Source organism: Dyella sp. PARNA 12/25, from assembly GCF_055702865.1.
In genome coordinates this window covers 137,344-150,570 of the sequence record NZ_JBVQCI010000003.1, presented here as the reverse complement: position 1 = coordinate 150,570, position 13,227 = coordinate 137,344, and the positions used below count along the sequence as shown (strand labels likewise).

The window sequence follows — 13,227 nt, the reverse complement described above, 5'->3', positions numbered from 1 at the left end:
TACTGTCTAACCACTTTCTCTTTGTGGGCTTCGCCATTCCTCTCGGGGCCTGCGGCTATTGCACTAGAGTCCAAAAGAGTCGCCTCGCAGCGACCATGGGGGTTCTGCTCATTTGTTTCAGCTTCCTCCTGCTAGCGGCCATGCCTCCGCACTTTAGTGGAGGCCTCATGTTTGGCTTTGCCGTATGGATGGGCGTCCGAGGCTCACTTGCGGTTTTCAAACTTCACCGAGGCTTCGAAAGGGAAGAATCAGAAGCTTCGGCCGGGAACTGAACGAGGCACACATGTTGACCAAATGTCTGCTTCCGACCCGAAGCGGACCCTACTGCGGCGACATTGAGGCCATATTTCATGCAAACAGCGTTTATGGTGTCGCTGGCCGTCATCGCGGGTCTCTCCGCATTTGGGCTCGCGGTAGCAACCAAGATCGTTTCCGACCGGTTTTTCGAGCGACTGATCGCTCGGCACCCAGAGCTAGGTGAAGCGTTTCCGCCGCCGATGATCGGCACAAGGTACGGGCCCATCCTCCCATCGAAGGTGAAGTACTTGGAGGCGAAGCGCTACAAGGATCTCCCCGAGCCTGATTTGCGGGAGCTAGGGGGCCTGTCGCGCAAGTTGCTCATGGCCAGTGCTGCCGCCTTCGTCGCGTTCGTAGTTCTTTTAGTCGGTTGGAAGACCCTTCAGCAGATCAGTTAAGGTCTGCTTCCGACCCGAAGCAGACATTCGTTGGCATCCCGTAACCAAGCGCAGCCTCTCTATGTGGCGCCGCTGGTCCCCATGGAGGGCAACGGATCTACCATCCGTCGGCCTCGATCGCGCAGGACGAGGAAGGGGCGCTCGACAAGGTAGTGCAGAAGTGCCGCGGCAACGATGGCCACGAGTAGGCAGCACAGGAACGTAAGAACACCGAGGTGGTTGAGATAGTCCGGAATATGCCTTGAGGCCAGCTTCAGCATCGCCTTGTGACTTAGGTAGATGCTATAGGAGGTGGCCGCCACCCAAGCCGCTCCCGGCAAGTGAATGCGAGCAAGCGCGCCTGAGGGACTTGCGGCCGATGCGACGAGCATAGCGAGGCCGATTGACAAGATTGGAAAACCAAAAACGCAAGCACCGAAGGTGAAAACATCCCGGAAGATCCAGGCTGCGAATAGAACTGTCACGAGCCCGAGCAGCGCGACCACGTTTGGATGCTGTTGGAGCCGCTCCCATCGGGGCACCCGATAGACGCTCAGGATCGCTAGCCCAACGCCGCACAGCAAACCATCAAGGCGCGCATAGGTGGGGTAGTAAACGAGCTCCATGTAGCGGTGCCCGTCCATTTCCCAGGTCCCACCACCAGCTGCAGGCGCAGCGGATTGCCACCAGGCAAATCCACGCCATGCCATTCCGACTAGCACCAGGCCAAGCAGTATGCGAAATACGCCTTTTGCACCTAGCCGTGGCGCAACAAGAACTACTGCCAGTGGAAAGACCAGGTAGAAGTGCTCCTCGACGCATAGTGACCAGGCCGATGAAAAGGCGTGCAAGGTACTCGGGTCGACGAACAGGTTCATCGTGAAGGTGAGAAACTGCCAGAGCGGCTGGATCGCCTCTTGCTCTCTCAGTCCGGGAAACAAGAAGTAGAGCGCCACAACAACCAGATACGCCGGGAGTATGCGGTAGGCCCGTTGCCGATAGAAAGCCTTGAAGTCCACGCCATCGCCGCGCTCGTAGCGCACAAGAACTTGTCGGCCAATGAGGTAACCGCTGAGTACGAAGAACAGGTCGACGCCCATCCAGCCGTACTCTTCAATCCAACCGAATCCGTACCCCATGCCACCGGCAATCCATGCATGGGTGCATAGCACCGAGACGATCGCGACAGCCCGCAGTAAATCCAGGCCTGGTAGACGATGCATGGGGTCCTTCCCTCACAAAATGGCGGCAAGCATAGCCGCTTTAGGAATCGGCATGCAGGGGTGCCCCATCCTCGGCCTGGGGCGACTTCAAACTGCCATCCACGACTTAGTCGATACATTGTGAATGGCCGGCTTGCTTGGCAAGCTAACAAGGTCCGCTTCCGACCCATAGCGGACATCACGGAACGGAAGGGATTCTGAGGGGGAGATGATGACAAAGCGCTACTGGGGAGCCGTCACGATCGTCGCGGATCGGCCACTTAACGCTGTTGCCGATGAGCTGAATGTCCTCTTGGCACCTCAGCGGCTAGTGGAGACCGATCGGTTCGACGAGGTGCCGGGGTACATCGCGAGCGAAGAAGGTTTGGAGTTCTTTCTACAAGGCTCGCCCGTCGATACAAATGATGCCGACTATTACTACTTCGATCTTCTGTGCGATGCGGCCGGCGTCAGTTCCTTGCCGAGCTCCCTGAGCGATCTGCCCGTCGAAGCAGAACCGGAAACGGATTTGGGGCCGCGGCGCCGAGCGTCCGCGTTTCTCTGTGCCAGACTCAGTGCAAGTACGAGCTTGGTCTGTACGGCTGAGTAAAATGTCCGCTTCCGACCCGGAGCGGACATCCTTAGGGGGCGGTGGATGGCTTTGAATCGCGACAGACTCCTGAAGATTGTGAACTTCGGATCTCATGCATTTGGACTTGCCGGGATCTTCGCTGGCCTGCTTTCGATTGCCGCATTCGGTGGTTTCGCCAAGGGGTCGACGTCACCCGACCCGGCGACCAGACATGTGGTTCCGATGCAAGATCACGATCGCGTGTTCTATGTGACTTGGAAGCAGTCTGATCTTATGGACTGGCTGCGGAACGGTGCTGTGCTTTGCATGGTCGCATGCGTTGCTGGCAGGGGGCTGGCCAGCAGACTTTCAAAAAAGCACGCTTGACTGAGCGTCCGCTTCCGACCCGAAACAGACATTCCAACGTTGATAGGAGATCGGCTTGATCAAGCAACTTCCTGCCAGCACCGGGTCGCTAGACGGCCACTTTCTCCTCATCATTCTCGGCGCATTGGTGTGGTTGGTCGGCGGAAACCTCATCATCGCAAGACAGTTCAGGCGTCGGGGAATGGCTGCAAACGAAGGTTTTAAGCTGGGCGGTTTGCTTAAGGTGTCACTGAATCTTGTAGAGTTAGCCGCACTATTGGGGACAGGTGCGATAGCGCTGGCACTTGTTGCTGTCGGTGCTAGTCATCTCTGATTCCACCTGCGAGGCTGGCAAGCCTGTTAGGTCCGCTTCCGACCCAAAGCGGACCTGCAAGACCTGGCCAGTAGCGATTGAGGAACTATGGAATACCGCTTCCCGAGTTGGATCCCCTACACGCTACTGGGCGTCATGGTGTCGGTGATCGCGCTTGGTCTATACGCGATCATTTCCCCAGCAGCGTGCCCCAGCATTGGCGCTGCTGTTGTCTTTGGAGTGATTGGCGCCTGCGGACTGACCCTATTGGCATGGGGATATCTGTATGTTCGACGCTATAGCATTCAGATCGGACCCGAGAGCATAAACATCACGGGCGCGTTCCGTACCCGTTCGATCCCGCTTTCAAGGATCAAACAGGTGATCATCGCGACGGCGCCGCGCAGTGGCACGGATTCCTGGTTGGTAGATGGGAGCGACGTCGTGATAGCTAGAATCGATGGTGGCCTCGTTGGGTTTGAATCGCTACTCCTTAGCCTTGGCAAGGCTTTGCAGCCTTACAAGGTGTTGTTTTACCGCCGTGAAAACTTTGGGCCATGGCAAATGCAGGTTGCCGGCGACTCACATTGGGCGCCCTTTGAGGCTCCGCGCTTCGCGCGCGAAAGTGGGCGGCGCCTGACGTACGTAACGATGATTGCCGGTCTGTCAATTGCGATAGCTATTGCAATTTCGCGGCTTGCAAATCACTGAAACACGCGGCTGCGCTAGTCGCGACACACGTCCGCTTTCGACCCAAAGCGGACATCGAGAAATCGACAATCTATGTGTGTGAACATGGGTCAGTGAAAATCATGCTAGATATTTAGAAGATCACGAGACGCTCAATAAGGGGGAGCCGTGTCTGTCACTCATCTAATCATTCTGATCGTGTTCGTTCCTGCGTATTGCATGTTGTTCGGCTACCTGTGGATAGGCCTGAAGCGTAATCAGATCTGGGCGACCATCCTCTATGGCGTCTTAGCCGCCCTCCATGTGGCACTCTCTATCCGGTCCGGACCCGGGGCGATAGTTCCGGCGATGCTTGGGGTGGTACTCGCCACCGCCATGGGCGTGCTTTTCTTACGTGCCTTTGGTGTGGGCAAGGCGAAGAAACGAGCCTCGGTTGACGCAAATCAAAGCGCTGAAGCAAAAGTAGATTGAACGCCTTTGTACTGTCCGCTTCCGACCCGGAGCAGACCTTGCGATTACCTCTTATTGAGCGTGCGCCACCTAACGTTCCAGTTGACAAGTCGGAAAGGAATCTAGATGCGGATGACGAAGTTTTTGGCTGGACTGCTGTTGGTTGCTGCTGCGCCGACGCCTGCTTTCGCTGCCGCGCCGGCGCAGGTATTACCGACGGTGTATGAAGCAGGACACTTCTTTGCCACTCCTGAGACCCAGGATGGTCGGCGGCTGAGATTGCTGGTTGATACCGGAGGTGGCGGTGGCCAGGGCATGTACTGGATCGACAAGGCGGCCGCGCAGCGCCTGCAATTAAAAACACGCATATGCGTGGCTGATGGCGAGCAGCTGACTGTCGCCAATCCACCTGACTACGAAGCCGGGCGTGGCTTGCCGCCACCGGGTAATGGTCTGTGCGGCGCGGCGCTGCTCGTCCTCCCGACAGCGGACGGCAGTTACGACGGCCAACTAGGCGCCGGATATTTGCCTGGGCGCACTTGGACCTTCGATTACCCCGCACGCCGGTTAATGTTGGAAAGCGACGCTTGGCGGCCTGACCCCTCTGCAAAACAGACTCCATTAGGCTTCCCGCACAACGCCGAGGGCATGCCGGGTTCCGGATTCGCACGCATCACCATTCGTGTAGACGGCCAACCGTTGGACATGTTGCTCGACACCGGCGCTTCGTCGTACCCCACGCCGGTGGCTGCCCGCATCAGCGGCACGGCGACCGTGCAAGGCGAAGGTGTTACGAGCTACATCACCACGGGAGTGCTCGAGCGCTGGCACAAGGCACACCCGAATTGGCGCGTGGTGGAGAACGCCGACGAGAAGGTCGCTGCACGTCCACTAAAGCGCATTATTGAAGTGCCGGAGCTGGAAATTGCCGGTTGGACTGTAGGTCCGGTTTGGTTTACCGAACAACCCGACAGGACTTACCACGAATACATGGCGCAAATGATGGACAAGCCCACCGAAGGCACAGTGGGAGGCAACGTGTTTCGCTACTTCGTGATGACAATCGATTATCCGCACGAGGCGGCCTATTTTCGCTGCGTCAGTGGCTGCAAACCAGATGTCAGGCCATCATCTTGAAGCCGATCTTCTTGTGGAGGTAGTCGAAAGACTGAGCTTCGGATAAGTCCGCTTCCGACCCACAGCGGACCTTTCCGCATCGAAAATGAACACGCGGGTTCCAAAGCTGCGATTCTTGCTTGACTGATGAGGGGGGGGACACTGATGAGGAATCGCTCGAAGTTCTGGGTGGCGTTGGCCGCGGCGGCCCCAGTGTTGTTAGGGCTCTGGATGCATGCCGCGAGCGCTGCTGACAGGCAGTCAACCGTGAGCGTCTCTATAGGGATGACTGCCGAACAGCTTCGGAGGGGTTCGTCCTACCCGTTTAAGTTCACTTCAAACCTCAACGAAGCGGGTGGCGGGATGGCTTATGCAGTACCTCAAGCGTCCTTAATGTGGACGATCACAGCCCCTTACGATTTAGATTTCCAATACCGAGGCCACGAGCTAAGGGAGGCGAATATTGGCGGGGAGAACTTCATGACTGCCATATCAACCTCCGACCGCGATAGGGTGATCAATCATCTGCAGATCACATTTCAGAATCGTCCACTCACCTTGGATGAGGCTCTATCCACTGCCAAGCGACTTGATGACTGGTTTGTTGCGCAGGGCGCCCACCTCCGATCCCCTAATGGACCCCAGCAAGGGCGAGCCGCCTCGCCTTTCTTCATTGAAGAGCAAGAGAGGAATGCTCCGAAATTTGTCCCCATCATCCGGAACTACGAGGATGCAAGGGCAGCCTTTCTAGATCCCGAGGTAAAGATCATCGGTATGACGCCGTTTGATCTAGAAACAGACGATATCTACGTAAGCCTCGTGATAGATAACGCTCGTCGCAAGCGTGAAGACTTCTCAAATAAAAAGGTAGAGCAGGATTTGAGCGAAGAGAAGGAATATTTTCTCGACCTTTCGATCAGTGCACGTCCAACCGACCGGTTCAAATAGCCGCTCTGGCTGAAGCGCGCTTCTCTACAGCTGTCGCTTTCTTGCTGCGAGCGCGGCACTGTTAGGTCCGCTTCCGACCCAAAGCGGACACTCGCGAACTTATTGTTTTGGACAGCAACTACCCTTGGGAAAGCCTGGATGTTCGCTATTCACTCGAACTCATCGGATAGGGAAGTTCGTTTCCTCGATCGACGGGGGGACGAATTCATCGTGGAGCTCGCGGGTCGTGGGGTCGCAGCCACACAGTGGGTGTCGGCTTTCACTGACTCCGATGGGTTCGCTCGGTGGATGGAGGAGCTAGCCGCCAATGAGCTGCCTTGGAAGGGCGAAAAGTCCTGGGCAACCCTTGAAGGTGAGTTCGAGATATCTGCCACGAGCACTTCTGGGGGCGCTGTAACGTTCGTGGTGACACTGAGTGGGCTTCCTGGCAGCAACGAGGAATGGCGAGTATCGGCCGGCATCGGAAGCGAGCTTGGGCAGTTGCCAGCCCTTGCACAGGCTGCACGCCATTTCTTTGAAGATGCCAAGGTCTGATGGACTCTTGCCAATTACGCTTCCGGTGAGGTCCGCTTCCGACCCATAGCGGACCTTTCGGTTTGTAGGAGTGGCACAGCGCTTTCGGCTGGCTTGGATGGCAAAGAGGAAATAGTGAAATGTGGGCAAACTTTTGGGCAATGCCAAAGCTTCTCAGGCTCATGACTGCTCACGCAATGGCGTGCGTAATCTTCCTTGTAGTGTCCGTGGTGCCGAATGATTCTTTTGCGATCAACGGACGGCATGTCTCCCAAGCGGGATGGTGGAGCAGCGGCGCTGGGTTCTTTGCATCACTCGTCGGCGTTTTTGGTCTAATCGCAGGAGTGGCCCTTCTGAGGAAAATGGCATGGGCGCGCCCGCTATATCTAGGGTTCGCGACCATCGGACTAGTCATCCCCTATCCAGCCCTCGGAGATCCCATTTGGGGACTAGTCGGCGCACTGGTGGTCACCGCAGCGGGATTCTATCTATTCAAAGTCAGGACGGTTGCCACGTATTTCGCGAAGCAGGCACACACGGATATTCGTGGCTAAAGTAGGTCCGCTTCCGACCCAAAGCGGACCTTTCCGGTCCGTGACAGCCTCATTTTGAAGAGACAAAGTAGCCACGACTTTCGGGAGAGGTAAGTTAGTGATGATACGTAAGCGGGTCGTTCTTGCCGCCGATCTTGGAGGCACCGTGGTGTTTGCGATAGAGGGTGCCAATGCGGCCATCGGTGCCGGGCTGGACCTGCTTGGCGTCTTGGTGCTCTCCTTCGTTGTCGCCCTGGGCGGCGGCATGATCCGCGACGTGCTGATCGGCGCGACGCCGCCGAGTGCCATTCGAGACTGGCGCTACCCTGTGCTAGCGTTTGTCGCGGGGTTAATTACGTTTCTGCTTCATAGGCAATTCACCACGACGCCTGTGTTGCTGCTGACGACGCTCGATGCCGCGGGCCTCGCACTCTTCGCGGTAGCCGGTGCAGAGAAAGCACTCGATTTCCAGATACACCCTTTTATCGCGGTGCTGATGGGCGCAATGACCGGCTGTGGCGGAGGTGTCTTGCGCGACATGCTTCTCGCGCGAATCCCAATGGTGCTGGTCGAGAATATCTACGCAAGCGCAGCCCTACTCGGTGCATCGGTAGTCGTCCTCGCCCGGCGGTTCGGGTGTCCGCCGGCGGCAGCGACGGCACTTGGCGGTGTGGTCTGCTTTGTGTTGCGAATGTTGGCGGTTCATTTCGGCTGGCAGCTGCCGAAGGTCGTCTGATGACCTGAGCACGTCGATGCTGACGTTTTGAATATCCTTAGCCTCCGTGTTTCGCCGCTCGTGTGGCATCCGCTTTCGACCCGTAGAAGACATTCCTCGCTATCGGACTGCAGGGCTTGGGGCTGAGGCCAAACCAAGGTGACACAGACCGATTGCCGGGGATCAAATACCGCGACCGTTCTCGCTCAATGCATCGACGACGTAATGTTTCCTTACTGAAGCACCAGAGGCTACAAGGATATGAACATCGTGCGCGGCATCGCTCTCGTCGCCTTTTTTGTGTGGCTTACCATTGATGCGTTCATCGTCTTTCGCCTCAAGACGAGTGAGGCTGAAAATCGGGATCATCTGTCGCTGAAGTTACTCATGATTGGCAGCCCCCTGGTCTACGCCGTAAGCATCGCCCTGTCGTACGGGACTATTGGCGCATTTCATTCAACGGCGCTGCAGATGACGGGTCTGCTTGTCTTGAGCGTTGGCATCATGGTCCGTTCGTTGGCGATCCTCCAGCTTGGCCGCCTCCACACTCCAAACGTAGCGGTTCGGAGTGACCATCAACTCAAGGAGGATGGTTTGTATGGGTACGTACGCCACCCTAGCTACCTGGGCGCACTGATCGCGTTCCTTGGATTCACCCTTGCGCTGGGCAACTGGCTAAGTGTGGTGGTGATGTTGAGCCTAACGACGTGCCTCTACCTCTACCGTATTCGCGAAGAGGAGGCGGCAATGTCAGCCGCGTTTGGGGAGGCGTTTCAACGGTACGCCTCACGCACCAAGCGACTAATCCCATGGGTCTATTGAGGGCTCACCCGGGGAAAGTGGACTGGCTGATGGCGACTTGGGAAATGTCCGTATATGGACTCCTCCCCATTGCAAGCCCCCCGTGCTCTGGCGTCCGCGTCGACTGCACACGTATATCCGGCCTCTAACAACCACACCGCTTAGCGGTGTCGGCCATGATGGGCTAGTCGCGCGCCGGCTCCCAATCGCTTCCTCGTGCTTGAGAGCACACAGACATTTGCGGGTTTTGCCGGCGCCCGCTCGACCGGTTCGCCATCATGCGATGGGCTCAGCAATCGTTATCAGATGGTGTTTGGACGTCTCTTTCGGGCGGCCGCGCGGGCCGGTTGGTAAGCACATTGATGACGCAGAAGCGCCCAGGCCAGCCGGGCGGTTTTGTTGGCCAGTGCCACACAGGCCACATTGGGATGCGCTCGCTGCGAGAGTCGAACGACCCACTGACTCAGTCGATCGTCCTTGGTAGGTGCCGTTCGCAGCGCCGATCGGGCGCCGTGCACGAGCAGGGTGCGTGACAACAAAGGGGTCAGAACCCTTTTCCCTGCGATGGTTGCCGCCCCGGAAAACTACCCTTGAACCAGCTTTCACCCCAACGCACTGGGTAGGAGCGATCCCCTCATACATCCACACCCGGAATACCTCGCCCTTGGCTCCGAGGCCCATCTACGACAAGCCGCTTATCGCGACCTCTTCAAGCAGGCTCTCAGCGACGAGAGGCTCTGCGAAATACGTACCCATCTTCAACAACAACGAGTACTCGGAACCGGTCGATTCCAGGCTATCGTCGATAGCCGAACTGGGACGGGTCGCAAATGTGCGGCCTCAAGGCCGCCCTCCTAAAGGGTTCTGACCCCTTTGTTCTTGACCCCTTTTGTTCTACTTTGCTCCCTAAGGGTTCTGACCCCTTTGTTTGCCTTGGGATGAACAAGTTGAAAAAGCTGGATCGCGGCTCTGTGCGTATTCCGGCAAACGCTGACCAGCCCGCAGGAAAATGTTGACCACTAGCTGGTATCGACCAGCCTTCGTGTCATGTCAGTGACGGAGCTGCCCGAGCCGTGCAAGCGTGTTCGCTCGCCGTTTGTCGAGGCTTCGGCTCGTTACGTTCTCTTACCAAGACAAGAAGGACCCAAGTGTCGGGCCGGCAGGTTGCAGACATTGCCATCGCACAAATCGTCCCGGTCATTTCCATGAAATGAGAAGGCCCCGCGTAGCGGGGCCTTCAGTTTCGGCGAAAGAGCGCTGTGGTGGGCTTTCAGCTGGTGGTCGTCTTAGCAGCTTCGTCGATCAATGCCGCCACCTCGGCCGGGCGCGATGCCAGGGATGCATGGCTGGCGTCGAGCGTGACGACCTTGCGCGCATTCATACGGCCGGACATCCGCGTCTCGTTTTCCGGCGCGATCATGCGGTCCTGGCTGGAAATCTGATACCAGCACGGCTTGTGCTTCCATGCAGGGTCGGTGACCGTGTCGCCAAACGTGCTCGCCAGCGGCGCCTTCTGGGTCACCGCCATCACCAGGCCTTCGTCAGCGGTGAGATCCTGGCAGAAGCTCTCGTGAAATTTATCTGGCTTCACCCACAGATAGCCGTCGCTGTCCGGGGCCAGGTTCGGCGCCGCCACTGGAAGGTGTTGCTGCGTGATGCCGCCTGGACTCTCGCCAGCGTCGGGAGCGAACGCCGCGATGTAGACCAGTGCCGCCACGTTGGGCTGATTGCCGGCCTCGCTGATGACGGCGCCGCCATAGGAATGGCCGACCAGCACGACCGGACCACTGATCTGCGCAACCATCTTGCGCGTGCGCTCCGCATCGTCGGCCAGCGAGGTCAACGGATTTTCCACCGCGTGGAGGTTTTCGTAGCCGAGCTTCTTCAGCTCAAGAATGACCTTGGTCCAATGGGCTGCACCGCCCCAGAAGCCATGTACCAGTACGACTGCCGGCTTACTCATGGCACTACTCTCCGTTCAAAGAAGAACACGGAACGACCCGTTGCGCGCCGCTCGAGTCGAGGCATCATGCAAAACTGAACCGCGCCGACGGCACTCCGCCCGAGCCATGAATGGCCGTGACGGTCAACCAAGTATAGGCCTGTCCCCATCCACCTAAGATTGCGCCAGATCGGTTGCTGAAGTTCAGTGCAGCACGGAGGACACGGTGCGTCCAAGTGGTCAACACCGGCACAGCGGTCAACAATTACCGGAACGAGTGGTCAGCCAGACCGGAATCCGCATTTTAAAACCTGATGGCAGACAGCGACGCGTTAGCCTCCACGAAGATGCGGGAAGATTCTGCCGTCCGGCAAAACCGTGAGCTTCGTGAAGGTCGCCCTCGTGGCCGCGATGATCCGGGCGGCATTTCCCTCGTAATGCGCCGACAACTGAAGCGCCCATTTTTGATCCCTGTCCAACGCCCGATTGATGAGCTGACGCAATTCCTCGTCGCTCGCCTCCCCGGTCAGATAGGTGCCGCTCAAACCACCGGATGACGACGGACTCGCCTTCTCTCCCTTCTCTCCCTTATCCCGCTTTTTCGGCGCGTACTTGGTCGCATCCGACTGCACCAGCGACTGCACGCCGCCCAAGCCGCCGTGCCGGGCGACGGCGCGTGCGCCCATGTAGTCAGGACCGGTCCTGGAACCGGGCGCGCCAAAACGCTTCTGGAACGAGGTATTGCTGAACACCTGCTCATCAATTACGGCTCGCGCCTTACTTGACCGAGCCTGATCCAGCCGCAGAATCGCGACCAGCTCGTGCAAATGCCCCAGGCTTTCCGCGTCAAGGGTTTTACAGTGCTCATTTTGCAGCTCCTCTAAGCTGGCGTTGCTGTCTATGCGCAAAATGTGATGGAGGCACTGGTTGAATTGCTCCACGGTGGCCTTGGTCCGTACGACGTCCTGGTCCAGAACCTTGGCAACATCCGGGTATGGCTTCGCGCTACCACGGCGGGAGTAACTGCCCTGCTCGTTTGGCACCAGGGGCGTTACGCCGAAATCCTTGCGTACGGGTGTCGGGCTTAATTCGAAATGAGAGCCACCGATGCGGATCACGAACGGCCCGCCGTGGCGGAGCTCTCGGTTGGCACGCATATCGCGGATATCGCCAGCGCCACGCAATTCCGCAGAGTGCGGCGTCTGCAACCGGGTAGGGACAGTCTCTTTGGTGGTCGGTCGATACAGGTCCACCGATTCGCCCTCGCTGGGCGAATCGATGGCTTCCGAGTCGGAGTAACCATGGGACAATTCCGACTCCTCCTCGGACAGGTCGGACTCGCCCTGGAAACGATTCCAGAGCGGATCGTCGCCGGTGACCGTCCGTGGATTCCACATGACAGGCCTGCCGCTGATCTGCTCCACCTTGTAGCGATAGCCCGTACTTTCATCACCCTCCACTTTGATGATGATCCACAGCGCGCCACTCACCGAGACGACGATATCCCCCTCCTCGGCCCCGTCGCCAATCTCGCGTTGCACGACATGGCCTGGCGGCGCCGCTTGAGCGTAGACCACCTCACCTGACGCACGCGCGGACGACTGCCGCGCCCTAGCACCCATCACATCCGCTTCATGCTCCAGCGACGGGTCGCCATTGACGGCGATGCCGCCTTTCAGCTGCATGGTTGGCCGCACCCGGCCCTGTGCCTGCTGCACCACATGCCAGGCTTCGTGCGGCAAATGTCGCTCCTGGCCCGGGGCGATGTGAATATCGTGCCCCTGCGCATACGCGTGCGCTTGCATTTGACTTGGCTTATCGGAGTTGTAGTGCACCTTTACGTCGTCCATCGAAACACCGGAGAGGTTCTCGATACCCGACTTGAGCGCATCGGGTAAGCCTGTACGGTTTTCCTTCTTCTGAGCGACCTGCCGATGCGACTGGCTATGGTCGTCGGCCATCAGCTGCATATGCCTGGCCCTTTCAGACTGCGGCCCAGCGTTGGCCATGTCCTGCAACTTTCTTTGTGCAATGGCCGTGGATCGATCGTCAACAAACGGCTGGAGCAACCCGTCGCTGCCATGCCTTTGAGCGCCTTCCTGACCGGCGGGTTGTCGTGCGCTCTCTCGGGCTTTATCGACATGAGTACTCATACTCTTGTTCCCAGGGCGTTGTCTGATGACATCTACTTGCTGGTAACGCATGCGAAACGCAGATCAGAGCGCGATTTCCTGAAAGCGCCTTCCGACGCTTACTTCGGCAAACGTCAGCCCACGCTGCCTGAGCATGAGTCTATCGGCTTTCCGTCCGCTCACCATGCCTCGCCCGTACCACGCCGGTCGATAGATCTGCGCAACCGTACCCCGCGGAAAAACCGTGGAACTCACAAGCGT

14 protein-coding genes are annotated in these 13,227 nt (G+C 58.1%); 11 read left to right on the top strand and 3 right to left on the bottom strand.

Annotated elements, in window-relative coordinates:
- The first annotated feature begins 350 nt into the window (after nt 1-350).
- A complete protein-coding gene (locus tag AC0GUR_RS08430) occupies nt 351-695 on the top strand; it encodes a hypothetical protein (protein ID WP_472877013.1) in 345 nt (114 codons plus the stop codon).
- Nucleotides 696-754: 59 nt separating this feature from the next.
- Here the strand turns inward: AC0GUR_RS08430 and AC0GUR_RS08425 are convergent, their stop codons facing one another.
- Nucleotides 755-1,897 carry an acyltransferase family protein gene (locus AC0GUR_RS08425; RefSeq protein WP_472877012.1) on the bottom strand — a complete coding sequence of 381 codons (1,143 nt, stop codon included), beginning with the start codon at nt 1,895-1,897 and terminating at the stop codon, nt 755-757.
- 211 nt (nt 1,898-2,108) lie between these two features.
- Here AC0GUR_RS08425 and AC0GUR_RS08420 point away from each other — a divergent pair, with 211 nt between their 5' ends.
- The 10 genes from AC0GUR_RS08420 (at nt 2,109) to AC0GUR_RS08375 (ending at nt 8,913) form a co-directional block, all read left to right on the top strand.
- Nucleotides 2,109-2,486: a hypothetical protein gene (locus AC0GUR_RS08420; protein ID WP_472877011.1), complete on the top strand. Its 378-nt coding sequence runs from the start codon at nt 2,109-2,111 to the stop codon at nt 2,484-2,486.
- Nucleotides 2,487-2,531: 45 nt separating this feature from the next.
- Nucleotides 2,532-2,834: a hypothetical protein gene (locus tag AC0GUR_RS08415; RefSeq protein WP_472877010.1), complete on the top strand. Its 303-nt coding sequence runs from the start codon at nt 2,532-2,534 to the stop codon at nt 2,832-2,834.
- A 55-nt stretch (nt 2,835-2,889) separates the two neighbouring features.
- Nucleotides 2,890-3,147 (top strand): hypothetical protein, encoded by a 258-nt coding sequence (locus AC0GUR_RS08410; protein ID WP_472877009.1) that lies wholly within the window; start codon nt 2,890-2,892, stop codon nt 3,145-3,147.
- An 87-nt stretch (nt 3,148-3,234) separates the two neighbouring features.
- Complete coding sequence (locus AC0GUR_RS08405; protein WP_472877008.1) at nt 3,235-3,837, top strand: hypothetical protein; 603 nt, start codon at nt 3,235-3,237, stop codon at nt 3,835-3,837.
- Nucleotides 3,838-3,984: 147 nt separating this feature from the next.
- Complete coding sequence (locus tag AC0GUR_RS08400; RefSeq protein WP_472877007.1) at nt 3,985-4,287, top strand: hypothetical protein; 303 nt, start codon at nt 3,985-3,987, stop codon at nt 4,285-4,287.
- Between the two features lie 105 nt (nt 4,288-4,392).
- Nucleotides 4,393-5,403 carry a hypothetical protein gene (locus AC0GUR_RS08395; RefSeq protein WP_472877006.1) on the top strand — a complete coding sequence of 337 codons (1,011 nt, stop codon included), beginning with the start codon at nt 4,393-4,395 and terminating at the stop codon, nt 5,401-5,403.
- A gap of 144 nt (nt 5,404-5,547) precedes the next feature.
- Nucleotides 5,548-6,330 carry a hypothetical protein gene (locus AC0GUR_RS08390; RefSeq protein ID WP_472877005.1) on the top strand — a complete coding sequence of 261 codons (783 nt, stop codon included), beginning with the start codon at nt 5,548-5,550 and terminating at the stop codon, nt 6,328-6,330.
- Between the two features lie 138 nt (nt 6,331-6,468).
- Nucleotides 6,469-6,864, top strand: a complete 396-nt coding sequence (locus AC0GUR_RS08385) for a DUF6228 family protein (RefSeq protein ID WP_472877004.1) — start codon at nt 6,469-6,471, stop codon at nt 6,862-6,864.
- A 633-nt stretch (nt 6,865-7,497) separates the two neighbouring features.
- Nucleotides 7,498-8,112 carry a trimeric intracellular cation channel family protein gene (locus AC0GUR_RS08380; protein WP_472877003.1) on the top strand — a complete coding sequence of 205 codons (615 nt, stop codon included), beginning with the start codon at nt 7,498-7,500 and terminating at the stop codon, nt 8,110-8,112.
- 240 nt (nt 8,113-8,352) lie between these two features.
- Nucleotides 8,353-8,913 carry a methyltransferase family protein gene (locus AC0GUR_RS08375; RefSeq protein ID WP_472877002.1) on the top strand — a complete coding sequence of 187 codons (561 nt, stop codon included), beginning with the start codon at nt 8,353-8,355 and terminating at the stop codon, nt 8,911-8,913.
- A gap of 1,249 nt (nt 8,914-10,162) precedes the next feature.
- Here AC0GUR_RS08375 and AC0GUR_RS08370 read toward each other — a convergent pair.
- Complete coding sequence (locus AC0GUR_RS08370; RefSeq protein WP_472877001.1) at nt 10,163-10,855, bottom strand: alpha/beta hydrolase; 693 nt, start codon at nt 10,853-10,855, stop codon at nt 10,163-10,165.
- 311 nt (nt 10,856-11,166) lie between these two features.
- Complete coding sequence (locus AC0GUR_RS08365; RefSeq protein ID WP_472877000.1) at nt 11,167-12,987, bottom strand: eCIS core domain-containing protein; 1,821 nt, start codon at nt 12,985-12,987, stop codon at nt 11,167-11,169.
- Nucleotides 12,988-13,227 lie beyond the last annotated feature (240 nt).

What these genes read in the sequence shown, in the direction of transcription:
- AC0GUR_RS08405 (WP_472877008.1), top strand. Translation starts at nt 3,235, where the DNA reads ATGGAATACCGCTTCCCGAGTTGGATCCCCTACACGCTACTGGGCGTC.
- AC0GUR_RS08375 (WP_472877002.1), top strand. Translation starts at nt 8,353, where the DNA reads ATGAACATCGTGCGCGGCATCGCTCTCGTCGCCTTTTTTGTGTGGCTT.
- AC0GUR_RS08370 (WP_472877001.1), bottom strand. Translation starts at nt 10,855, where the DNA reads ATGAGTAAGCCGGCAGTCGTACTGGTACATGGCTTCTGGGGCGGTGCA.
- AC0GUR_RS08425 (WP_472877012.1), bottom strand. Translation starts at nt 1,897, where the DNA reads ATGCATCGTCTACCAGGCCTGGATTTACTGCGGGCTGTCGCGATCGTC.
- AC0GUR_RS08385 (WP_472877004.1), top strand. Translation starts at nt 6,469, where the DNA reads ATGTTCGCTATTCACTCGAACTCATCGGATAGGGAAGTTCGTTTCCTC.
- AC0GUR_RS08420 (WP_472877011.1), top strand. Translation starts at nt 2,109, where the DNA reads ATGACAAAGCGCTACTGGGGAGCCGTCACGATCGTCGCGGATCGGCCA.
- AC0GUR_RS08415 (WP_472877010.1), top strand. Translation starts at nt 2,532, where the DNA reads ATGGCTTTGAATCGCGACAGACTCCTGAAGATTGTGAACTTCGGATCT.
- AC0GUR_RS08380 (WP_472877003.1), top strand. Translation starts at nt 7,498, where the DNA reads ATGATACGTAAGCGGGTCGTTCTTGCCGCCGATCTTGGAGGCACCGTG.
- AC0GUR_RS08395 (WP_472877006.1), top strand. Translation starts at nt 4,393, where the DNA reads ATGCGGATGACGAAGTTTTTGGCTGGACTGCTGTTGGTTGCTGCTGCG.
- AC0GUR_RS08365 (WP_472877000.1), bottom strand. Translation starts at nt 12,987, where the DNA reads ATGAGTACTCATGTCGATAAAGCCCGAGAGAGCGCACGACAACCCGCC.
- AC0GUR_RS08430 (WP_472877013.1), top strand. Translation starts at nt 351, where the DNA reads ATGCAAACAGCGTTTATGGTGTCGCTGGCCGTCATCGCGGGTCTCTCC.
- AC0GUR_RS08390 (WP_472877005.1), top strand. Translation starts at nt 5,548, where the DNA reads ATGAGGAATCGCTCGAAGTTCTGGGTGGCGTTGGCCGCGGCGGCCCCA.